This is a genomic window from Streptomyces purpureus (assembly GCF_014648195.1).
Classification (GTDB): domain Bacteria; phylum Actinomycetota; class Actinomycetes; order Streptomycetales; family Streptomycetaceae; genus Streptomyces; species Streptomyces purpureus.
Genome location: NZ_BMQQ01000001.1, coordinates 288630 through 308712, shown reverse-complemented (window position 1 = coordinate 308712; position 20083 = coordinate 288630). Strand labels below are relative to the sequence as shown.

Sequence of the window (20083 nt, the reverse complement as noted above, 5' to 3'; positions counted from 1 at the left end):
GCCGCCGCCCCGTCGCCCGGGCGTGTCTCCTCCTGGGCCGGCTCGGGTGCGCCTCCCGGCTCCTAGCCCTGAGGCAGGCCGTTCCGCGGGTCGGCCACCTGCCTGGAGGGGCGGGGAGGACCGCCGACCAGGCGGGTGAGAAGGGGGCCGGCGATGGCGAGGACGAAGACGTACGCGGTCACCAGCGGGCCCAGTGTGTCGTGCATGGTCCCCACGAGCCCGACGATGACCAGGGAGAACTCCCCGCGGGCGACGAGTGCGGTGCCCGCGCGCCGGCGCCCGCGGCGACCGACCCCGTCGCGCGAGGCGGCGTACCATCCGGTGACGACCTTCGTGACGAGCGTGACGGCGGCCAGTGCGAGCGCGGCGGGCAGCACGGCCACCAGGTCGCCGGGGTCGACGGACAGGCCGATCGCCAGGAAGAACACCGCGGCGAAGAGGTCACGCAAGGGGCTGAACAGGGCCCGCGTGCGGGTCGCGGTCTCCCCGGTCAGCGTCAGCCCGACGAGGAAGGCGCCTACGGCGGCGGAGGCGTGCACGAGCTCGGCCAACGCCGCGACGATCAGGGTGAGGCCCAGGACCCGTAGCAGCAGCTGTTCCGCATCGGGGTGGGCGACGAGCCTGCCGAGGTGGTGCCCCCACCTGTAGGAGAGGGTGAACGCGACGAGGACGGCGCCGGCCGCGGCGAGCACACCGAGGGCCGCCTGCCACCACGCCCCTCCGGAGGCCAGCACGGCCAGCACGGGCAGGTAGAGGGCCATGGCGCAGTCCTCCAGGACCAGCACCGACAGGACCGACGGTGTCTCACGGTTGCCCAGGCGGTGCAGATCCGACAGCAGGCGGGCCACGATGCCGGAGGAGGAGATGTACGTGGCGCCGGCCAGCGCGAGGATGCCGATCCCGTCCATGCCGAGCAACCACCCGGCCACCGCGCCGGGCGCGGCGTTCAGTAACAGGTCGACCAGGGCCGAGGGCACGTGCCGGCGCATGCCGGCGGCGAACTCGGGCAGCGAGAACTCCAGACCGAGCACCAGAAGAAGCAGGATGACCCCGATCGCGGCGCCGGTCTCGACGAACGCGCCCGCCGCCGGGACGGGGGCGATTCCCCCTTCGCCGACGGCAAGTCCGGTGAGCAGGTAGAGCGGGATCGGCGAGAGCGTATAGCGCCTCGCCAGTGTCCCGAGCATGCTCAGGGCGGCGAGAATCACGCCCAGCTCCAGCAGCAGCGCGACCGGCGTACGCACGCGCTCAGCCCCGGATGATCTGTTCCACGCCCCCGATGCCCTCGTGGGTACCGATCACCACCAGGACGTCCCCACCCAGGAGAAGCTCCTGCGGGGTGGGTGAGGCGATCACCTCATCGCCCCGGACCACCGCGACGATCGACGCCCCGGTCCGTGTCCGCGCCCGCGTGTCACCCAGCGGTCTGCCGTCGAAGGCGCTCCCCGCCCGCACCTCGACCTGCCCCGACGCCAGACCGGGCACCTCCTTGGTCAGGTCGGCGAACCGTTCGGCGATCCTCGGGGCGCCCAGGATCTCGGCGACCGCATCCGCCTCCTCGTTGTTGAGCTCGATCAGCGGCCGGCCCTCGTCCGGATCCTCCGACCCGTAGACGACCAGCTCGAAGTCGCCCGTACGCCGGGCCACCACCCCCACCCGCTCACCCCGGTGGTTCGTGAACTCGTAGCGCAAACCCACGCCGGGCAGCAGCACCTCCGTGACGTCCATCCACCCATCGTCGAACCGCACGGGACGGGCGGCACGCACAGAGGGCCCGAGCGGGTACCGGGGGCGGTTTCGGTGGGAACCGGACCGCTTCGTGGGCGCTGGGCGGAATGGCCCGAGCCCACGAAGCCGGTTCTCCCCCGGTCACGGTTCGGTGGTGGTCGTGGGCGCGGCGGGCGCGGCGCAGCGGTGGGCCGCGGCGGAGCGCTCGGCGAACGCCTTCAGCACGGAAAGCGCGTACGCCCGGTCGGCTTCCGGTCGCTTGGCCTTGTCGTCGTACGGAACGAGCGTGAAGAGCGCCGGTTCGCCGCCGCCGGGGCAGGTGGCAGTGGTCCAGTAGCTGCCGTTGGCCAGGACACCCGACCGCTGCCCGGCCGCGATCGGGTCGGGGTCCCCCGAGCGCTCGACGTGGTCGTGGCGTGCGCCTTCCGTGTATGGGCCGTAGTGCGCGGCGAGCCGGTAGGTGGTGTGGCCCTCGGCGTTGCCCAGGATGCATTCCTCGAACGGTGCCGTGCCGCGTTCGCTCTCCCAGGCCCGGGCCACGGCCTTCCCCCGGGCGGTGATGCCGGAGCAGGTCCCCTTGGCGTCCGCCGGGGCCACGTACTCGTCCTTGTTCACCGGCAGGGGCACGGTGGTCAGCGCCTCGCCGAGGTCGGCGTCGCAGTTCCACCGGCGGGAGGCGTTGGTGGCCGTGTCGGTGGCGATGCGCACGAACGCGGTGCGGCGCTCGGGGTTGTCCAGGGGGCTGTCGTCGACGTATCCGTCCACGTTGACCGAGACGGTGACGAGCAGGTCGCCGCGGCCCGGGGCGCAGTCCAGCAGGACGGCGGTGGTGGCTTTGCCCTCACCGTGGGAGTCACCCACGCTGAACACGCCGTTCCATCCCTGCCCCAGAGGGGCGGGCGGCAGGCCGGACCGCACCGTGGGGTAGAGGCTCTCGTACCGCCGGTCCTCGCGGTCGAGGGTCGGTACGCCGTTGACGGTGACCGTCACCGATCCGTCGTCGGCGTGCTTGCCGGCGTTCTTCTCGGTGTCCCGGCTGACGCCGCACACCACCCGCAGGGAGGTCGAGGTGTCGTCGAGGCTTCCCTTGCTGTCGTCGTCGGCCTTCAGGTGGCGCTCGCCGAGGACGGAACGCACTCCGGCGGCCGGAAGCACACCGTCACACGCGTTCGTGAGCAGCCGTCCGGTGGACCAGCGGTCGTAGCCGCCGCCGAAGCAGAAGATGCCGCCGGCGAGCAGCGCCAGCGCGCCCAGCCCCGCCCCGGCTCGCGCCACGTGTCGCTTCATCGGAGCCACTGCTCCACCTCGCCCAGGATCTTGGTGTCGCGGCAGTGTGAACGCTGCGGCCAGCTGTCCGACGCCGCCAGGTAGCGGTCGAGCGCGGCGCGCGCGTCCGTCGAGAACCTCTTGCGGTCGTCGCCTTCCACGACGACTTCCTTCTTCTCCCCGATGGAGAGTGCCGGGGTGACGGCGATCCGGTGGTAGCTCGGGCCGCCGTCACACACCGACTCGGCCCACAGGGCCAGCATGGGCGGGGAGCCCGAATCCTTGATCACCATGCTGCCGGTCGGGGTGGCGGGTGCCGGTGCGCGCCGTCCGGGGGCGGTTCCGGCGTAGGCGTGGCGCTCGTATGCGCCGCGGGCGAATTCGCCCGACCAGCTCTCGGCCGTCACGCCCACGACGGGCATGCTCGCGGGGGCGCCGTATCCGGCGATGCGGCCGGCGCAGGACCCGACGCGCCGGTCGTACGTGCCGTCCCCGGAGAACTCCCACTCATCGTCGGCGAATCCCAGCTCGTCCGGGTCCAACCACGCGCAGAGCTTCGTCGGCGTGGAACCTTCGACCGGGCGGGGCGAGGCGTCGGTACGGATCGGCTCGCGGCCGCAGTTCTGGCGCCCGAGGACCCAGTTGGCGACGCCGACCGCCGTGCGAGCCGCGGCCAGGTGATCGGCGGCGGGGACGTCGTACTCGCTGTCCGCCTTCGACGGCAGCTCCACCAGGACCTGGAACCTCTCGGCCGGCCGGCTCCGCCCGCGCAGCCCGCGAGGACACTCCACCTGCAGCGACGCGCTCACCTCGCTGCCTTTGACGCGGTCGTCGGCCCCGGTACTGCCCCGCGCGCCGGGCGGGAGGGGCATCGGGAAGTCGCCGATGGACCGGTCACCCGCGTCGGCCGCCTCGGCCTGCGTCGCGATCAGCGCCTCCGCCCGCACCCGAACCAGCGCGTCGGGCCCCCACTTACCCGCACCCCAGGAGAGCGTGCAGGCCAGCAGCGCCCGGCTCTCCTGGCGCGGGTCGAGCATCGTGCCGTACTCCTCACGGAATCCGGCGCTGTCCCCCGGCACGAAGCCCCGCAGTTGCTCACGGGGCAGCAGCCCCGCACACGCCCCCTCCAGTTGATCCAGATTCGCCGCGCGCTGCTGGGCCCGCCCTGCCGAGAACCACACGGCGACCCCGGCGACGACGGCGGCGAGCGTCCCGACGACCATTGCGTACAGGAGCCATGTGCGGCCCCGTATGCCGCGTATTCCGCGCCTTTGGGCCGCTGATCCGGCCGGGGCGGTGGTGTTGTTCTTCACGTGGTTACGAAACCGATCAGTGGGACGTCCCGCGAGATGGTCATCGCGCGGGGAGGATGGCGCGGGCGATCGCCCGCCGCAGCGGAGGTCCACGGCGACGGGCGACCCGGCCTCGGTCGGGCGGCCGGTCAGGCGGCGCAGTCGTACTGCTTGGTCAGGTTCTCCACGGCCTCGAGGATGGTGGTGCGCGAATCCTTCATCAGCGACGCGTAGTTCCAGTCCCGTCCGACGATGGCCACGGGCGAGATCTTGAGGGTGACCGTGATGTACTCCGCGTCGGGTCTCCTCATCTTCTTCGCGCACCCGCCCGGCAGCTGGACCTCGCTCTGCCGCTGGCCCACCCAGCCCGTGCGGCCCGCCCCGACGAGAGTGGAGCCCTCCGGGGCATCGTGCAACGTGCTGGTGGAGCGCACGTCCAGGGTGTACATGAGCCGCATACCGCCCTTGCCCTCGGAACCGGAATTCTCCCGATTGACGAAGCAGGTGGTGTCGAAGACGGGATCCGCCGACTTGGCGGTGGCCCCCGAGCTGTCGTCCTCGATGACGCGGACGGCCCCGCCCTTGCCGTCCTGAAGGAGCCCCGCCGTCTTCTGCGTCAGCATCCCCAGGCAGAGGTTCTGCCCGCGCTGCTTCCTGGCCTCGGTGGGCCAGAGGCTGACCGCCGTGACGACGGCCGCGGCGACGACGAGCACGGCGGGCAGGACGAGGTACTTCTTGTTCATCAGCAGCCCACCTTGCGCGCGAGGTTGGTGGCCGCCTCCCGCACCACAGCCGCGTTGCACTTCTTGTCCATCACGGCTGGCCCATCTTCATCTGGGCGTCCTGGATGCCGTTCTGGTACCACTGCTCGGCGGTCGGCTGGAGGCCGTCCTCGTATTCGCCCGGGCTGACGTCCAGCTCCGTCTTCGGGTCGAGGCCCTTCTCCGTCGCCATCTTCCGCATCATGGCGTACATCTGGTTCTCGCCGTTTTCGAAGTGGTTGACCATGTCGTTACGCGTGTCCGCGTCGACCTTGGCGTTGAGGTCGTTCATGTACGCGGCCGTGCCGACGTCGACCGAGCGCTGGATCGCGTCGCCGACGATCGGGATGGCCGTCAGGGGTGCGCCGATGGTGTGGTAGTTCATCATCTTGTTCCAGCCGTTGGCGTCCTTCTCCGCCTGGCCGAGGTCGTATATGACGTCGCCGCGCACACCGTCGAGGTGGCCGAGAACCGACGCGGACTGCTTGACCCAGGCGCGCAGCTCCGGGTCCTCCTTGCGGTACGAGTCCTCCGGGAAGCGGCTCAGCCCGTCGCCGATGACCACGGTCTGGGAGTGGTGCATGACCGCGAACGCCTTGGGGTCCTCGGCGACGCCGCGCATGAGGCGGGTGAGGTCGCCCCGCTCGATCGTGAGGTTGTTGAAGTCGGTGGGCCCGTCCATGTTCTTGCCGAGGATCTGGTGCACGTCCGAGGCGTAGTCCCCGATCATGTTGCCCATGCTCGTGCGCATGGCCACGGGCACGGGGCTCTGGTTCTTCTGGTCGTCCTTGTCCGTGTACTCCGCGGCGATCCGCTCGAAGATCGCGGTCTCCGCGCGATCGTGGTGCGCGGGGACGCCGTGCAGGGGACTACCGGGCTCGCGGCCCGTGGCCGCGGCTTCCAGAGCGGCGCCGAACTCGGTGCGGGCCGAGGTGCGCTGCGTCTCCTCGGGCATCTCGAACTCGACGTCGCCGCCCGGCCACTTGCGGTCCTCCAGGAAGTACTTGAGGTTGTCCGTGGCGTTCGGGTCGAAGTAGTGGGTGGCGGCGGAGGGGTTGCGGCTCATGGCGTTCATGAGCCCCTTCATCGGGTCCTCCAGGGTGCCCTGCCAGTTCTTCATGTAGCCGTCGTAGGCGTCGTCGTTGCCCGTCTCCCACTCGCGGATGGTGTCGCCGACCTCGGTCAGGAACGCCTCGCTGTAACGCGGGTCGTCCTTGTCCTTGTCGTACGGGGAGGCGTTCTTGTCGTTCGGGTCGTACGCCTTGTCTCCGGCGTCGGCCGCCATCAGGTCGGTGAGGTCCTTCAGGCTCGCCGCGCCGCCCCCGATGTAGCCGGGGTGCCGGTTGGACAGGCCGTTGCCGTCGCGGGCCGTGGTGATGAGCTTGTCCGTCCAGGCGGACGTGACACCGCCCGGGGAACCGATCGAGGAATCAGGTCCAGTGGCGGTGGCGAGCGAGCCGGACAGGGCCTTGTAGAGGCGGGCGTCGGTGCCGGAGAGCTGGCCGTCGCGGCCGCCGGACTCCAGGCTGCCGGCGAGCAGCAGCACGGCCTCCTGCTGGTCGCGGCCCCGGTAGCTGAGGTTCGTCATCAGCTGCTCGGCGAAGGCCGGCGAGTCCTTGCCGCCCTCCGCCAGCTGCAGCAGCCGCTCGCGCTCCTTGTCGTCGAGGTGCTCCCAGCGGGCGTAGAGCTTGGCGGCCTCCCGGCCGTTCTCGGCCTGCTGCTTCTCCTCCGCGCGCATCTTCTTGGCGTCGGCGATGCCGCCGAGATCGGCGGAGCCGAAGTCGTTGGGGTGGTTCTTGATCAGGGCGCGCAGGCCCCAGGCGCACAGCTCGTCCGCTTCCGCGGCCCGCTTGAGGATGCCCTCCAGCTTCTCGCGCAGGGCCTCGAACTGCGCCTCGGTGGCGACGGGCTCGGTGCTGTCCTTGGACCGGCGGTCGGGGTGGACGCGGTGACTGATCACGCCGTTGGGGTGGATGGTGATGCCCGGCGGCGGGTTCTCGTAGGCGGACTTGAGGTCGGTCTGAGCGGTCTTGAGCAGGGTGCCGGCGTCTTTGAGGAGGTCGCGTACGGACTCGGCCTCGGTGACGGCGTCGCTGAACTCCTTGGCCGTCTTGGTGACGAACTCCTTGGTGATGCTGGCGTTCTCGCCCTTCCAGGTGGACTTGTCGGCCTTGGACTTCATGGCCTTGGCGTCGGTCTGGAGTGCGGTCAGCTTGGTGATCATCTCGGTCCACTGGGTGACCGCGGTGTCGAGCGGGCCGAACTTGGCGTTGAGGAGCTGCTCGAAGGTGGGCATGGCGGCGGCTCCTTAACGGAAGAACTTGTTTATCTGCGAGGCTGGCAGGGCGCCGTCGTTCCCGGGTACCACCGGTCCGACGATGCGCAGCTGGGCCTGGATCCAGTCGTCGTCCTCCTTGCGGGACTTCTTGGTGTGATCCAGGTGGTTGGAGATGTGCGCGCATGCCTGGAGGAGGGTCTTCACCTGCTTCTCCCAGGTCTGGTTCACCTCGGTGAGGGCGGCACCGGAGTCGAAGCCGTCGCCCTTCAGGCTCGTACCGGCGGTCTCGCTCGCCGCGGCCGCGTGCTTGCCGCCGGGCTCCAGGCCGTTGAACAGACCGTAGGCGGCATGGCCGATGTCACCGAGCTCGTCGTCCTCCACCACATAGCTGGCGGAGCCGGGCTTCGGCGCCGAACCCCCCGTACTGCCGGCCTGGTTGAGACGCATGGCCGACGCCTTCGTCTCGCCCCACTCGTCGTCGAACGACATCCTCGACACCCCCGTGTCCTGGGAAATTGGCTCACGCAAAGCTAGCTGCTTGATCGACAGCCCGCCATAGTTGATCGATCATTTGCACGGTTTCTTGCGGCGGAGCCCGCCGCCTCCTCACATTCGCGAACGATGCCGGCCGGCACTCCGTCCACCCGATTCGGCTACGCGAAGCACGTCGGAGACCCCGAGGCCGGGGAGGCGGTCGCAAGTGACTGCCGCGACACGGTGGACACCCGGATCCGTCGTCGCCGGAATCGATTCCGTAACCCCGGGGCAAGGAGCCCCCCACGCACAGGATCGTTGCATAGGCTAAAGGTAGCCGGACACCTTCGTCGGGTTCGCAGCGGGGACGCCGGGCGGGCCCGGGGTGCCACCGAACGACCCACGGGGAGTGCCTTGTCCAACCCGCCGCCGGCCGGAACACGCGCTCTGTCCGTTCTGCCCTACCTCGTGATGGCGGTCACCACGCTCGCCGACGTCACCGCCGGGCCAACCGTCGGTCTGCTGCCGCTGGTCGCCCTGGGGCCCGCTTTCGCCGGGCTCACCGGCGGACCGCGCCGCACCGCCGCGATCGGGGCGCTGGCCCTCGTGCTGTGCCTCGCGCTCGGCTGGTACGACGGCCTCTTTCCCGGACGCCGCGGTACGACGGCGCTGGTCTCCGTGGCCGGGGTCACCGCCGCCGGCCTGCTCGCGGCCGTCATGCGTGATCGCCGTGAGGCCGAGCTGGCCAGTGTCCGCTCGATCGCCGAGGTGGCACAGCGGGTCCTGCTCCGTCCCGTGCCCCGGACCGCCGGCGAGCTGAGTGCCGCCGTCTCGTACACGGCCGCGGTCGCCGAGGCGCGCATCGGCGGGGACCTGTACGAGGTCGTCACATCGCCCGGTGGCGTACGCGTCATCGTCGGCGACGTCCAGGGCAAGGGGCTCGACGCGGTCGAGACGGCGGCCGACGTGCTCGGGGCCTTCCGCGAAGCCGCCCACGACGAGCCCGATCTCGCGGGCGTCAGCACCCGGCTTGAACGGGCCATGAACCGAGCCCTGGGTGGGGAGCGATTCGTCACCGCGGTGATCGCCGAGATTCGGGAGGACCGGACCGTGGCTCTGCTCAACTACGGTCATCCCTCGCCCCTGCTCGTTCACGCGGACGGCTCGGCACAGTTCCTCGATCCGAAGAAGCGGGCACTGCCCCTGGGGCTCGGCCTCCACGGTCCGGAGGGGCCCGAGATGTTGAGGACGGTGTTCCACCCCGGTGACCAGCTGCTGCTGTACACGGACGGCGTCACCGAAGCGCGCGACGGCCGGGGAGAGTTCTACCCCCTTGCCGCACGGCTCCATCTGCTGACGGCCGACAGCCCGGAGCTCGCCCTCGACGCCCTGCACGGCGACATCGTCGCGCACGCCGGCGGGCCGCTCGGGGACGACGCCGCCATGCTGCTGCTGCGCTACCGCCCGCACGAGACGGCGGACTGAGCCGATCGCGGCCTTCCCCCGGGCAGGCGGTACAAAGGTCCGTATGCGAGAGCACGAGAAGGCCGACCCGGCCCACGACGACATCGAGGCCGTCACGCGTGCCGTGCTGACCGCTTCGCGGCTACTCGTGGCGGTCTCGGCCCGGTCGCTCGCGACGGTCGAGGACAGCATCACCCTGCCCCAGTTCCGCATGCTCGTGGTGCTTTCCACCCATGGCCCGTCGAAGCTGGTGGTGCTGGCGGAGCACCTCGGCGTACAGCCGTCCACGGCCATGCGCATGGTGGACCGGCTGATCGCCACCGGCTTGATGAGCCGTCGGACGAACCCGGACAACCGCCGGGAGACCGAGCTGAGCCTCACGGAGGAGGGAAGCCGGGTCGTCCAGGACGTGACCAGCCGTCGGCGGGCGGAGATCACGGCTGTCCTGCGGCGGCTCGAACCGGCCCAGAGGCACGCCCTCGTGGAGGCGCTCGACGCCTTCAACGCGGCAGGGCTGGAACCGCCCGTCGACGACGCCGGCATGGGCCCTCATCCGCTCGGCTGGCCCGATCTGGTGGACGGCACACGGTAGGACCGCACGACGGCGAGGAGACAGAGCACGGTGAACGCGAGCAGAAGCACCGCGGTCATGGCGAGGCCCCGTACCAGCGAGCCCGGCCCGTCGACCCCACGCGGAGCCACCCTGCCGGCGGGGTCGTAGACCATGCCGATCAGGTCCCCGGGATTCACCGAGGGGCCGCAGCCCCTCCACAGCCTCGCCTCGACCGGAGAGCCGTCCTGTCGTCGGACGGAGCAGTAGTACGCGGGGTTTCCCGCCGGCTCGTGGGCGACCGTCGTGACGACCACGTCCTGGGTACGTCCCGCCCCGGTCAGCACCGCCTCTGCCACCACACCTGACACACCGGAGGCGAGCAGAGCACCGAGGACCGCGACACCCGCGACGAACACATGACCCGCCCGGGTGATCAGAAGGTACAGCGCGACGGCGGCCGTGGCCACGGCGACAGCGCCCGCTGTTTTGGACGGGGACATGCCGGCGAGAACGGACAGGACACCGGCGCTCACGATCAAGCCCGCGCCCACGCCGGCGACCACCAGTCCCTCGGTCACCAGCCACAGCGGAGGGGAGCCCTCGTACGCGGCGGGACCGAGCAGCCTGTCGACCAGCCGCTTCCTCACCCTCACGTTTAGACTATGCAATGGTTGACGCTTGATGAGTAACACCGGCCGACGAGCTGTTACCGAACCGAAGCCGCCTGGGCAAGCCGCCCCTGCGCCAGGACGACCGTCAGAGGCATCCATGGGGGCCGCAGCGGGCACACATATTGCAGGAAGCCCGCCGCAGTCGTGGAGGAGTCACCATGAGTCACTCCGCAGACGATCAGCGCAACCTCGCGGCGATCGAGCGCGCCCTCACGGAGGATGATCCCGCTCTCGCCGCCACGATGGACACGCTGAGCCAGCAGTTCACCGATCAGCCGACAGCGCCCGCCGAGGCCCCCGCCAAGCGCCGCGACGGTCGCGTCGTCGCGGCGATCGTTCTCGGCGTCATCGCGCTGCTGGCACTCGTGATCACCGCCGCCCTGGACTCGTCGTCCACAGCGCCGGATGAGGATTTCGTCCGCCCCGGGGCACTCTCCGTAGCCACTTCCGTGTACTAGCCCGATTCCTGGGGCGAGGGAGCCCGCACGGACCGGGAGCACGCCGCTTCCGCCCCCGTCACGGCGAGCATCCTTGCCGGCCAAGAGCTCACGCCGACGTTTCCGGCGCACCCGTACCGGTCCGCCGGCGGTGCCGGCCCAGTTCGAACATGCCGAGCAGCGCGGTCGCCACGTTCAGCGGCAAGGCAACGGCCTCGGCGACAGCGGTGACGCCCCAGGCGCGGCCGATGCTCGCCGCCAGCGCGCAGCACAGCAGCAGCGCCGGCAGCGCCCGCCGCCACGGCGGCAGTTCGGTGAGCCGCCACACCCGCACGCACAGGGCCACGTTGAATGCCAGGAAGGCCAGCGCGAACAAGGCGAGGAACAACAGCGAAAGTGGCATGACCGGGTACTCCAGGGCCAAGGGTCGGGGAGCCGACCATACTCACCGGCCGACGAACCACGAACCTGGCGGTGGAGATGTGCATCCCCGGTCGTCGTGTCAGGCGTCCCGGTACTTCGGCGACGGCATCAAGACCGCGTAAAGATTGCCGGATTCCGGCAGTGAATCGGCACGAGCGTTCGTGGAACGATTCCTCGACGCCACAGGGGGAGACATGACGGCCGTGCCGCAGCAGGGAAACACGGAGGCACCTGTCCGTGGGCACATGGTGGTCTGCGGCGACGACGGGCTCGCGCGCCGGCTGGCCGACGAACTGCGGGAGGTCTACCGGCAGCGGGTCGTCCTGGTCGTCACGGAGGAAGGGGCCGAGGAGCGGACCGCCGGGCCGGTGACGGAGCCGGCGGGCACATCGAGCGGCGGCGCGGTCGTGCCCGTGCGGGTGTCGACCGCGTCGGCTCCCACACGGGAGACCCTGCTGCGGGCCGGAGTGGACCGCGCGCAGGCGCTGGCGCTGCTGTACGAGGACGACGAGACGAACCTGCGGGCCGCGCTCGCCGCGCGGCGGCTCAGCCCCGGGCTGCGGCTGGTGGTCCGCATGTACAACCGCAAGCTGGGCCAGCATCTGGAGGAGCTGCTCGACCAGGCCGCCCTGGTGCACTCCCCCGGCATGGACCGGGCCGTCCTCGACGCCTCCACCACCGTCCTGTCCGACGCCGACACCGCGGCCCCGGCGCTCGCCGCCACCGCCGTCGCGGGCACGAGCAAGGTCGTGCAGGCCGACGGCGTCCTTCTGCGGGCCGCCGAGCGCATCCCGCCCGGGCGCGGCGAGGTGCCGGACACCGGGCTGTGCACCCTGGCGCTGCTGTCGTCCACGACCACCGATCCGGCGGGCGCCGAGGGCTCGGAGGCCAGCGGTCCGCAGGGCCCCGTCCTCCTGCCGGACGACCGCACCGTGGCGGGCGGCGCAGGGCGCGGCAGCGTCGTCCTGGAAACCGTCCAGTACGCCGGTCCCGCCCTTCCCGCGCGGCGCCTGGCCCGCCGGGGGGCGCCGCTGCGCGAGCTCTTCTCCAGCCGTCTGCGGTGGGCGCTCGCGGGGATCGTGGCCTCCGTACTCGCCCTGACGCTCACCACCACCGCGCTCACCGACGCCGGCCCGGTGCACGCCGCGTACATCACCCTGCTCGACCTGTTCTCCATCAACGACCCCGCGCTCGACGCGCCGGTCACCCACCAGGTCCTCCAGCTCCTGTCCGGTCTCGTCGGCCTCGCCCTGCTTCCCCTCCTCATCGCCGGAGCGCTGGAGGCGCTCGGCACCTTCCGTGCCGCCGGCGCCCTGCGCCGCCCGCCCCGCGGTCTGTCCGGCCACGTCGTCCTGCTGGGCCTCGGCAAGGTCGGCAGCCGGGTGCTGGCGCGGCTGCGGGAACTGGACATCCCCGTGGTCTGCGTGGAGGAGGACCCCGACGCCCGCGGTATCCCCCTCGCCCGCGGCCTCCACGTGCCGGTCGTCCTCGGAGACGTCACCGACGACGGCGTCCTGGAGTCCGCGAAGATCCACCGGGCCCACGCCCTGCTCGCCCTGACCAGCTCCGACACCACCAACCTGGAGGCCGCGCTCTACGCCCGTACCGTGAAGGCCGATCTGCGCGTGGCCCTGCGGCTGTACGACGACGAGTTCGCCACCGCCGTCTACCGCACCTTGCGCACCGCCCACCCGGACGCCCTCACGCGCAGCCGCAGCGTCACCCACCTTTCCGCGCCCGCGTTCGCCGGGGCCATGATGGGGCGCCAGATCCTCGGCGCGATCCCGGTCGAGCGCAAGGTCCTCCTCTTCGCCGCCCTCCTCGTCGCCGGCCATCCTCAGTTCGAGGGCCGCACCGTCGCCGAGTCCTTCCGCCCCGGCGCCTGGCGCGTCCTCGCGCTCGACATGGCCACCCCCGGCACACGCCGTCCCGACCTGGCATCCGCCCGTCACGACGGTGAGCAGCCCCAGCTGCTGTGGGACCTCCACTCCGGCTACGTCCTGCAACCGGAGGACCGCGTCGTCATCGCCACGACCCGTCGCGGTCTCGCCGAACTGCTCGGGAGACATCGGGCGAGTGACCGTACCGACGCCTAGTCGGCCGGACTGATCGGCCGGCGCGCGGATTCGTCTCCCGCCGCCCGCCGGGATACGGAGCGGCGGTCTGGGTACGCGCCCTCGGGAAGGAGGATTCGCGGCTTCGATGCCGGAGGCACGGAGATGGACACGGCCGAGCGGAGCCACGCCAACCGCACGCCCGAGCAGAAGCAGGAGGCGCTCCATGACCCGGTCAGGGCGCGCGCGATGAGCGCGTGGCTTCCTCTCGTCCGGCAGGACGGATACCTGCCGCTGGAGGACCATGGGCTGATCGGCGACGGGAGTACCTGCGCGGTGGTGGGGCGGGACGGATCGACAGGTTTTCTGTGCGTGCCGAGATTCGACTCACCCGCTCTGGTCTGCCCTCTGCTCGACCGGGAGCGCGGAGGTGCCTTCGACCTCACCGTGGCCGCCGCGGCAGAGAGCCGGCAGGACTACGTCCCGGGCACCGGTGTGCTCGTCACGGAGATCCGGTCGGCGGAGGGAACCGTCCGGATCACCGACGCCTTGCTCCTGCGTCCTGGCGCGGCGCTCGAAGAGGACGTCCCCGCGGGTACCGGGACATTTCTGCGCCTGGTGGAGGTGGTGCGGGGGCGGGCCGAGATCGGGCTCCGGCTGGAGCCCCGAGGCGGAACGACAACTCGGCACGCCGGAGAAGGCGTACAACTCGCCTGCCCCGCCCAGGGGGTGGAACTGCTCCTACGGACCTCCCGGCCCCTGCCTGCCTGGCCAGGTGTGACAAGTCTGCGACAGGGGGACCGTTTCTGGGTCTGCCTGCAGTGGGAGCCGGGCGCCCGACCGCCCCATGACGCCGACGGCGCCGTGGAGGAGACGGTACGGAGCTGGCGCCGCTGGTCCGGCTTCCTCGCGCAGCACGTCCCGTACCGCGATCTGGTGCACCGGTCGGCCATCACTCTGAAGCTGCTGGACTACTTCGCCAACGGCGCGATCGTCGCCGCCGCGACGTCCTCGCTTCCGGAGCGCATCGGCGGTGACCGCAACTGGGACTACCGCTACGCCTGGGTCAGGGACGCCGCCTACACCGTCTTCGCGCTCCGCCGGATCGGGCTTCCCATGGAGGCCGGCGGGTTCCTGACCTGGGTACTGGACGCGGTCGAGGGTTCGGGCGGGCCACGCGTCGTCTACGACGTCGACGGCCGCCCGGCACCGGTGGAGACCATCGACCCCGAACTCGAGGGCTATCGCCGCTCCTCCCCCGTGCGCTGGGGGAACGACGCGGCCCATCAGGTCCAGCACGACGCGTACGGGGAGATCCTGGACTGCGCGTTCCAGTGGGCGGCGACCGGCGGGTCCTTCGACGCCCGGCTGTGGGAGCGGCTCCGGTCCCTGACCGAGGCCGCCCGTACGGCCTGGGCGAGGCCGGACCACGGCATCTGGGAGGTACGGTCGCCGGCGCGCCCGTTCACCTACTCGGCGGCGATGTGCCACGTGGCACTGGACCGCGCGGCGCGGCTGTCGCGGCGTCTGCGTCTGCCCGGCGACCCGCGGGTCTGGGAGCTGGATGCCGAAGCGATCAGAAGCCGCATCCTCTCCGAGGCGTGGGACCCCACCGTCGGCGCCCTGACCGAACACCTGAGCCCCGGTGGAGGGCTGGACGCGTCCCTTCTGGCGCTGCCGCTGCGCCGGGTCCTGCCGGCCGACCATCCCAAGATGGTCGCCACCTGCCGGGCGGTGGCCGAGCGGCTCGACGCGGGCGGCGGGCTTCTGTACCGGTATCTGCCCGCGCGGTCCCCGGACGGCGTCGGCGGCCCCGAGGGGGCGTTCGTGCTGTGCGGTTTCTGGCACGTGGACAATCTGGTCGGCCAAGGGCGCATCGCCGAGGCCACCGAACTCTTCGAGCGGCTGTGCGCGTACGCGAACCCGCTGGGCCTGCTGCCGGAGCAGATCGATCCGGGCACGGGCGCGTTCCTCGGCAACGTTCCCCAAGCCCTCAGCCACGTCGGGCTGATCTCATCGGCCGTACTCATCGGCCGCGCCGACCGCGGGCTGAAACCCGAACTCTCCACCCATGCCTGGTTCGAGTGAGTCGTGCCGCAGGCGTGGAGACGGCGCGGCGTGCGTCGGAGCACCAGCCCACGGCTGCCCCCGTGGTAGTCGAGTCCCATGTCTTCCTCCGGAGATCAAGATGAGCGGTCGTCGATCCGGCGTCTGGGGCGCCGTATCCGCGAAGCCCTCAACCCTTCAGGTGCGAAGGGCGGCGGGCTTGAACTGATGAACCGTTCCATGGTCTTCGCCGCCCTGGGATTCCTGGCTCTCGTGCCGCTCATGACGGTCATCGCCGCCGCCGACCCCGCCCGGGCGGCCGGGTTCGGGCGCTGGCTCGCAAGGGCGTTGAGCGCGTCGGAGCCGGCCGAGCGCGAGATCCTGGACCTGTTCACCCGGCCCCGTCGCGTACTGCGAGAGATCACCGCCTTCGGTCTGGCGGCGTTGTGCGTCTTCGGCCTGACGTTCGCGGCGCACGTGCGGAAGGGGTACGAGGCGGTGTGGGAAGTGAGCCGGCCCGACGGTCGGGGCGCGGGGCCCTGGCTGCGGGACGTGACCCGCCACGTACTGTGGCTCGCCCTGCTGATCGGCTGTCTGCTCCTGTCCGCCAACGCCCCTGTGCGCCGTGCGGAGATGGTTTCCACGCCGCTGGGTACGGCGGTCGCCCTTCTCGTCATCTTCCTGTTCGCCTGGATCTCGCAAAGGATCCTCCTCGGCCGACGGCCCGGCTGGAGAGCCCTCGTACCGGGAGCGGTCGCGACCACCCTCGGCCTGGTGGGCCTGCGCCTGTTCTCCTGGCTGGTCTTCTCGCCCCTGATCGTGTCCCGGGCGACCACGTACGGCTCCGTCGGGACGGTGATGATCATCCAGTCATGGCTTGTCGGCGTGGGCTTCGTCCTCTACGGAGGCGCCCTCGTCGGCAGGATCGCGCACGAGGGATCAGCTTCGTGGCCACGCCGGCAAGGACGCGTCCGGCGGGGATCGCGCGGCTGATCCGGCCGCGTTTTCCGGAAAGGAGGCGCCGGTGACGGGGGCGCGGCGCCGCCGCGGTGGGAGCCGACGACTTCGCGCCGGTGGACGGGTACGAGTGCCACCGCGCGGTGACCTCTCCCACCTGGCAACATGAGCCCGTGCCGCGCCGGATCACCCGCCCGATCCCGCCGCTCGGCAACACCATCGCAAAGGTCTGAACTGAGAGGGATGGGCTGTGCCTGCTCCACGGATGCGTACGACACCACTGCCGGGCATAGGGGTCCAGTACGACCTCAGCACCCGCGAACACCGGCACCTGTCGGTGATCGCGCACCGAGACGGAACCCGGACGGTGAATGTCTACCGTGCCGACGATCCCGATGCCTGCGCGCAGTCGCTACACCTGACGAGTGGGGAGACGGCGTCGCTGATCGATGCGCTGATGCCCGCGCACCACAGCCCGAACCTGCTCCACACCACCGATCTGGGACTGGTCGCCGAGCGGATCGAACTGTCCGCGCACTCCTACTGGAACGGCCGGGTGCTGGGCGAGACCCGGATGCGTACCGAGACCGGTGTGTCGGTGGTCGCGGTCCTGCGCCGGGCGGAGGCCCGGCCGTCTCCGGCGCCGGATTTCCGCCTGGCCGGCGGGGACACCCTCATCGTGATCGGCACCCGCGAGGGCGTCGACGCCGCCGCCGCGATACTCGGACGGGAGTGAACCTGTGCACTCCGCGGTCTTCCTGATCGAGTTCGGCGCGATCATCCTCGGCCTCGGCCTGCTCGGCCGGGTCGCCGGCAGGCTCAAGTTCTCGCCCATACCCCTGTACCTGCTGGCCGGTCTCGCCTTCGGCGAAGGCGGTCTGCTTCCCCTGCCCGCCAGTGAGGAGTTCGTCGCGATCGGCGCCGAGATCGGCGTCATCCTCCTTCTGTTGATGCTGGGGTTGGAGTACACCGCGAGCGACCTCGTCTCCAACCTCAAGACCCAGTACCCGGCGGGGCTGGTCGACTTCACGCTGAACGCCGTACCCGGCGCCGTCGCGGCGCTGCTCATGGGCTGGGGGCCGGTCGCCGCGGTGGTGCTCGCCGGGGTGACCTGGATCTCCTCCTCCGGCGTCATCGCCAAGGTGATGGGCGACCTGGGCCGCCTCGGCAACCGCGAGACCCCGGTGATCCTCAGCGTCCTGGTCCTCGAAGACCTCGCCATGGCCGTCTTCCTGCCGATCGTCACCGCCCTGCTGGCCGGAGTGAGCCTGGCGGCCGGCAGCGCCACCCTGGCGATAGCCCTGGGCGTCGCCGGAGGCGTGCTGTTCGTCGCCGTCCGCTACGGAAGACTGATCTCCCGCTTCGTCTCCAGCGACGACCCCGAGAAGCTCCTTCTCGTGGTCCTCGGCCTGACCCTGCTGGTGGCGGGCATCGCGCAGCAGCTCCAAGTCTCCGCCGCCGTCGGCGCGTTCCTGGTCGGTATCGCCCTGTCCGGCGAGGTCGCCGAGGGCACCCACACGCTGCTGAGCCCGCTGCGGGACCTGTTCGCCGCGGTGTTCTTCGTCTTCTTCGGCCTGCACACCGACCCGGCGAGCATCCCGCCCGTACTGCTGCCCGCCCTCGCTCTGGCCGTCGTCACCGCCCTGACGAAGATCGCCACCGGCTACTGGGCCGCGAAGCGCGCCGGCGTCGGCGTCAAGGGCCGCTGGCGTGCCGGCGGAACCCTGGTCGCCCGCGGCGAGTTCTCCATCGTCATCGCCGGTCTCGCCGTCACCGCCGGCATCGAACCGGCGCTGGGCCCGCTGGCCACCGCGTACGTCCTGATCCTGGTGGTGATGGGGCCCCTCACCGCCCGCTACACCGAACCCGTGGCCACCTGGATCAGCAAGCGCCGCGGCCCCGAAGGCCCGCACGCGTCCACGACGCCCGCCCCGGCGAAGCCGCAGGAGACGGTCCCGGATCAGGACCCGGCCGGCCGCGTGTGAGCGAGGACGACCGGGCGGCGCTCACCGGCACGCACGCCGCGCCGCTGCTCGCCGCCCTGACCGTCCAACAGGCCCAGTCGCCTTGGCTCAGCGCACCCGGCCCCGCGGTTTCAGCGCCGCCGGCGGCATGTCGGGGGCATCGCGACCCGCTGCGACAGGCCGACCTCACCCGCACCAGAGGCGACAGACGCGCAGGTCATCGAACTCGGACGAAGGAATCCGAAGCGCGGTTGTGGGCACACTCGGTAGTCACGGAACAGAGCCAGGAGCCATCGACCTGCTGTTGAACCTGCTGGATGATCCCTCCCCGCAGGTGCGAATCTCCACCCTCAGTTCCCTCGGCTTCCTCCAGCAGCCCAGAACACTGGGGAAGATTCGCCTGCTCGCGAACGACGACGACCCCCGCGTCCGAGCCTGGGTGGCGATCGCCTTGGGCCACTTTTCCGCCCTGGAGCCCGCAGACCCCGCGACCGCGTCCGTGCTCGACCAGCTGGCAGCAGACGCCGACCCGTACGTTCGTGACCAGGCGACCGAGGCCCGCCAGCGCAAGCCCCTCCAGAGCACCACGCGCGGCCGTGGGGAAGATTCGGGATTCGCATCGCCGTGAGGGAGGCGTGCGCTTCATGCGGCGGCCAGTGCCGGTACTGGTGGCTGAGCTGTCCATCGACGTTGGTCAAGGAGCGCCACAGTCGGCGACTCTCGCCAGCTGCGGCGCTCAGGATCCACCCGGAGTCGCCTACCGAGTGGTTGCCTGCTCTATCAAGGTGACCACCGCTCGCGGATCGTCCACTTCCACCACCAGCCGGGTGTAGCGCTCGTCCGCCAGCTCTATGACGATCGCCTTCGCGGGGATTCGTACGTCCCAGAAGATGCGCTCGCCCTCGTGGTGCCAGGTGCCGGCGGTGATGACTCCGGGGAGATGGGTACCGGGGGCGCGGACACCCTTGCGTTCGCGGATGATGCCGGGGTCGTGGGTCGCGCCGCGCACATTCACCAAGGGGATCTCCAGGCGGCTCTTCAGCGCCCACAGCTTGTCCAGGCCCTCGACCGTGACGACCAGGGTGGTGTTCTCGACGGTGATGCGGGCCATGCTCAGTCTCCTGTCGGTCGGATGTACCGGGCGAGGTGGGCCACGGGTACAGGATGCTTGCGGATGCGCGCGCCCAGGACGGTCGCGGTGAGCGCGGGGGCCAGCTCGGGCGGGGCGAAGTCGGCCAGGGCCTGGTCCAGGGCCTGGAAGGCATCGGCGACCAGCTCCGCGATCTCGGGGTCGTGCGGGGCTCGTTCGACCGCGGCCAGCAGGAGCAGGCCTGCCGCCGGGCCGCTGTCGTACGAGGCCGCCGCTGACGCCAGGGCCTGCGCGAGGTCGCCGCTCGCGGCGAGCGCGGCCGCGAGCGGGCCCACCTGCTCCTCCACGTGAGTGCGCAGAGCGGAGACGTACAGGCCGCGCTTGCTCCCGAACACCTTGTAGAGGCTGCCCCGGTGCACGCCGAGGCCATTGACGAGATCGTCTATCGACGTGCCCTCGTAACCGTGAGCCGCGAACAGCTCGGCGGCAGCCCGAATGACGTGTCCTTCGTCGAAGGCGCGTGGTCTTCCCATGCCTCGACCTTACGAGTTTGAGAACGGTCGGTCAAGAACGATCGTTCTTAAAAGCGGCGCGCAGAACGGTTGAGGCAGTCGTGGCCCAACCG

General features: G+C 71.0%; 21 protein-coding genes. 10 read left to right on the top strand and 11 right to left on the bottom strand.

Annotation, left to right across the window (positions count from 1 at the left end; all coding sequences use genetic code 11):
• Positions 1-62 precede the first annotated feature (62 nt).
• The 7 genes from IEZ01_RS01410 to IEZ01_RS01380 all read right to left on the bottom strand — a co-directional run bounded on the left by IEZ01_RS01410 (position 63) and on the right by IEZ01_RS01380 (position 7814).
• Entirely contained in the window at positions 63-1244 is a 1182-nt protein-coding gene (locus IEZ01_RS01410; protein WP_019890934.1) for a cation:proton antiporter, read from the bottom strand.
• A 4-nt stretch (positions 1245-1248) separates the two neighbouring features.
• On the bottom strand, positions 1249-1728 hold the full coding sequence (locus tag IEZ01_RS01405; RefSeq protein WP_019890933.1) for a cation:proton antiporter regulatory subunit: 480 nt from the start codon (positions 1726-1728) through the stop codon (positions 1249-1251).
• 141 nt (positions 1729-1869) lie between these two features.
• A complete protein-coding gene (locus tag IEZ01_RS01400; RefSeq protein ID WP_229832582.1) occupies positions 1870-3015 on the bottom strand; it encodes a hypothetical protein in 1146 nt (381 codons plus the stop codon).
• On the bottom strand, positions 3012-4217 hold the full coding sequence (locus tag IEZ01_RS01395; protein WP_019890931.1) for a hypothetical protein: 1206 nt from the start codon (positions 4215-4217) through the stop codon (positions 3012-3014). Before IEZ01_RS01395 ends, IEZ01_RS01400 begins: the two co-directional genes overlap by 4 nt.
• A 218-nt stretch (positions 4218-4435) precedes the next feature.
• Entirely contained in the window at positions 4436-5029 is a 594-nt protein-coding gene (locus IEZ01_RS01390; protein WP_019890930.1) for a hypothetical protein, read from the bottom strand.
• Between the two features lie 70 nt (positions 5030-5099).
• The gene (locus IEZ01_RS01385; RefSeq protein ID WP_189199383.1) at positions 5100-7343 is read right to left on the bottom strand and encodes a DUF6571 family protein; all 2244 of its coding nucleotides are present in this window, start codon (positions 7341-7343) and stop codon (positions 5100-5102) included.
• A 12-nt stretch (positions 7344-7355) separates the two neighbouring features.
• The gene (locus IEZ01_RS01380; RefSeq protein WP_189199380.1) at positions 7356-7814 is read right to left on the bottom strand and encodes a hypothetical protein; all 459 of its coding nucleotides are present in this window, start codon (positions 7812-7814) and stop codon (positions 7356-7358) included.
• 456 nt (positions 7815-8270) lie between these two features.
• Between IEZ01_RS01380 and IEZ01_RS01375 the strand changes: the two genes are divergently transcribed.
• Positions 8271-9284, top strand: coding sequence for a PP2C family protein-serine/threonine phosphatase (locus IEZ01_RS01375; protein ID WP_019890927.1), 1014 nt, complete (start codon positions 8271-8273; stop codon positions 9282-9284).
• 43 nt (positions 9285-9327) lie between these two features.
• The gene (locus tag IEZ01_RS01370; RefSeq protein WP_019890925.1) at positions 9328-9855 is read left to right on the top strand and encodes a MarR family winged helix-turn-helix transcriptional regulator; all 528 of its coding nucleotides are present in this window, start codon (positions 9328-9330) and stop codon (positions 9853-9855) included.
• Here IEZ01_RS01370 and IEZ01_RS01365 read toward each other — a convergent pair.
• Complete coding sequence (locus IEZ01_RS01365; RefSeq protein WP_028798194.1) at positions 9813-10469, bottom strand: hypothetical protein; 657 nt, start codon at positions 10467-10469, stop codon at positions 9813-9815. The genes IEZ01_RS01370 and IEZ01_RS01365 overlap by 43 nt on opposite strands.
• A 176-nt stretch (positions 10470-10645) precedes the next feature.
• Between IEZ01_RS01365 and IEZ01_RS01360 the strand changes: the two genes are divergently transcribed.
• Positions 10646-10945, top strand: coding sequence for a DUF3040 domain-containing protein (locus tag IEZ01_RS01360; RefSeq protein ID WP_019890923.1), 300 nt, complete (start codon positions 10646-10648; stop codon positions 10943-10945).
• An 88-nt stretch (positions 10946-11033) separates the two neighbouring features.
• Here the strand turns inward: IEZ01_RS01360 and IEZ01_RS01355 are convergent, their stop codons facing one another.
• Positions 11034-11327: a hypothetical protein gene (locus IEZ01_RS01355; RefSeq protein WP_063828511.1), complete on the bottom strand. Its 294-nt coding sequence runs from the start codon at positions 11325-11327 to the stop codon at positions 11034-11036.
• Between the two features lie 265 nt (positions 11328-11592).
• Here IEZ01_RS01355 and IEZ01_RS01350 point away from each other — a divergent pair, with 265 nt between their 5' ends.
• The 7 genes from IEZ01_RS01350 (at position 11593) to IEZ01_RS01320 (ending at position 18996) form a co-directional block, all read left to right on the top strand.
• Complete coding sequence (locus tag IEZ01_RS01350; RefSeq protein ID WP_019890921.1) at positions 11593-13443, top strand: NAD-binding protein; 1851 nt, start codon at positions 11593-11595, stop codon at positions 13441-13443.
• A gap of 123 nt (positions 13444-13566) precedes the next feature.
• The gene (locus IEZ01_RS01345) at positions 13567-15489 is read left to right on the top strand and encodes a glycoside hydrolase family 15 protein (RefSeq protein WP_019890920.1); all 1923 of its coding nucleotides are present in this window, start codon (positions 13567-13569) and stop codon (positions 15487-15489) included.
• A gap of 186 nt (positions 15490-15675) precedes the next feature.
• Complete coding sequence (locus tag IEZ01_RS01340) at positions 15676-16440, top strand: YhjD/YihY/BrkB family envelope integrity protein (protein WP_229832577.1); 765 nt, start codon at positions 15676-15678, stop codon at positions 16438-16440.
• 56 nt (positions 16441-16496) lie between these two features.
• On the top strand, positions 16497-16637 hold the full coding sequence (locus tag IEZ01_RS01335; protein WP_019890917.1) for a hypothetical protein: 141 nt from the start codon (positions 16497-16499) through the stop codon (positions 16635-16637).
• 32 nt (positions 16638-16669) lie between these two features.
• Entirely contained in the window at positions 16670-17140 is a 471-nt protein-coding gene (locus IEZ01_RS01330) for a cation:proton antiporter regulatory subunit (RefSeq protein ID WP_019890916.1), read from the top strand.
• Positions 17141-17144: 4 nt separating this feature from the next.
• The gene (locus IEZ01_RS01325) at positions 17145-18389 is read left to right on the top strand and encodes a cation:proton antiporter (protein WP_189199376.1); all 1245 of its coding nucleotides are present in this window, start codon (positions 17145-17147) and stop codon (positions 18387-18389) included.
• Positions 18390-18672: 283 nt separating this feature from the next.
• Positions 18673-18996, top strand: a complete 324-nt coding sequence (locus IEZ01_RS01320) for a HEAT repeat domain-containing protein (protein ID WP_189199374.1) — start codon at positions 18673-18675, stop codon at positions 18994-18996.
• Positions 18997-19125: 129 nt separating this feature from the next.
• Here the strand turns inward: IEZ01_RS01320 and IEZ01_RS01315 are convergent, their stop codons facing one another.
• Positions 19126-19479 carry a hypothetical protein gene (locus tag IEZ01_RS01315; protein ID WP_189199353.1) on the bottom strand — a complete coding sequence of 118 codons (354 nt, stop codon included), beginning with the start codon at positions 19477-19479 and terminating at the stop codon, positions 19126-19128.
• A 2-nt stretch (positions 19480-19481) separates the two neighbouring features.
• Positions 19482-19991 carry a TetR/AcrR family transcriptional regulator gene (locus tag IEZ01_RS01310; protein WP_189199351.1) on the bottom strand — a complete coding sequence of 170 codons (510 nt, stop codon included), beginning with the start codon at positions 19989-19991 and terminating at the stop codon, positions 19482-19484.
• Between the last annotated feature and the right edge of the window lie 92 nt (positions 19992-20083).

Bases quoted from the DNA above. Each gene is read 5' to 3' on its own strand.
- IEZ01_RS01405 (WP_019890933.1), bottom strand. From the start codon at position 1,728: ATGGACGTCACGGAGGTGCTGCTGCCCGGCGTGGGTTTGCGCTACGAG.
- IEZ01_RS01400 (WP_229832582.1), bottom strand. From the start codon at position 3,015: ATGAAGCGACACGTGGCGCGAGCCGGGGCGGGGCTGGGCGCGCTGGCG.
- IEZ01_RS01395 (WP_019890931.1), bottom strand. From the start codon at position 4,217: ATGGTCGTCGGGACGCTCGCCGCCGTCGTCGCCGGGGTCGCCGTGTGG.
- IEZ01_RS01390 (WP_019890930.1), bottom strand. From the start codon at position 5,029: ATGAACAAGAAGTACCTCGTCCTGCCCGCCGTGCTCGTCGTCGCCGCG.
- IEZ01_RS01385 (WP_189199383.1), bottom strand. From the start codon at position 7,343: ATGCCCACCTTCGAGCAGCTCCTCAACGCCAAGTTCGGCCCGCTCGAC.
- IEZ01_RS01380 (WP_189199380.1), bottom strand. From the start codon at position 7,814: ATGTCGTTCGACGACGAGTGGGGCGAGACGAAGGCGTCGGCCATGCGT.
- IEZ01_RS01375 (WP_019890927.1), top strand. From the start codon at position 8,271: ATGGCGGTCACCACGCTCGCCGACGTCACCGCCGGGCCAACCGTCGGT.
- IEZ01_RS01370 (WP_019890925.1), top strand. From the start codon at position 9,328: ATGCGAGAGCACGAGAAGGCCGACCCGGCCCACGACGACATCGAGGCC.
- IEZ01_RS01360 (WP_019890923.1), top strand. From the start codon at position 10,646: ATGAGTCACTCCGCAGACGATCAGCGCAACCTCGCGGCGATCGAGCGC.
- IEZ01_RS01355 (WP_063828511.1), bottom strand. From the start codon at position 11,327: ATGCCACTTTCGCTGTTGTTCCTCGCCTTGTTCGCGCTGGCCTTCCTG.
- IEZ01_RS01350 (WP_019890921.1), top strand. From the start codon at position 11,593: ATGGTGGTCTGCGGCGACGACGGGCTCGCGCGCCGGCTGGCCGACGAA.
- IEZ01_RS01345 (WP_019890920.1), top strand. From the start codon at position 13,567: ATGGACACGGCCGAGCGGAGCCACGCCAACCGCACGCCCGAGCAGAAG.
- IEZ01_RS01340 (WP_229832577.1), top strand. From the start codon at position 15,676: ATGAACCGTTCCATGGTCTTCGCCGCCCTGGGATTCCTGGCTCTCGTG.
- IEZ01_RS01330 (WP_019890916.1), top strand. From the start codon at position 16,670: ATGCGTACGACACCACTGCCGGGCATAGGGGTCCAGTACGACCTCAGC.
- IEZ01_RS01315 (WP_189199353.1), bottom strand. From the start codon at position 19,479: ATGGCCCGCATCACCGTCGAGAACACCACCCTGGTCGTCACGGTCGAG.
- IEZ01_RS01310 (WP_189199351.1), bottom strand. From the start codon at position 19,991: ATGGGAAGACCACGCGCCTTCGACGAAGGACACGTCATTCGGGCTGCC.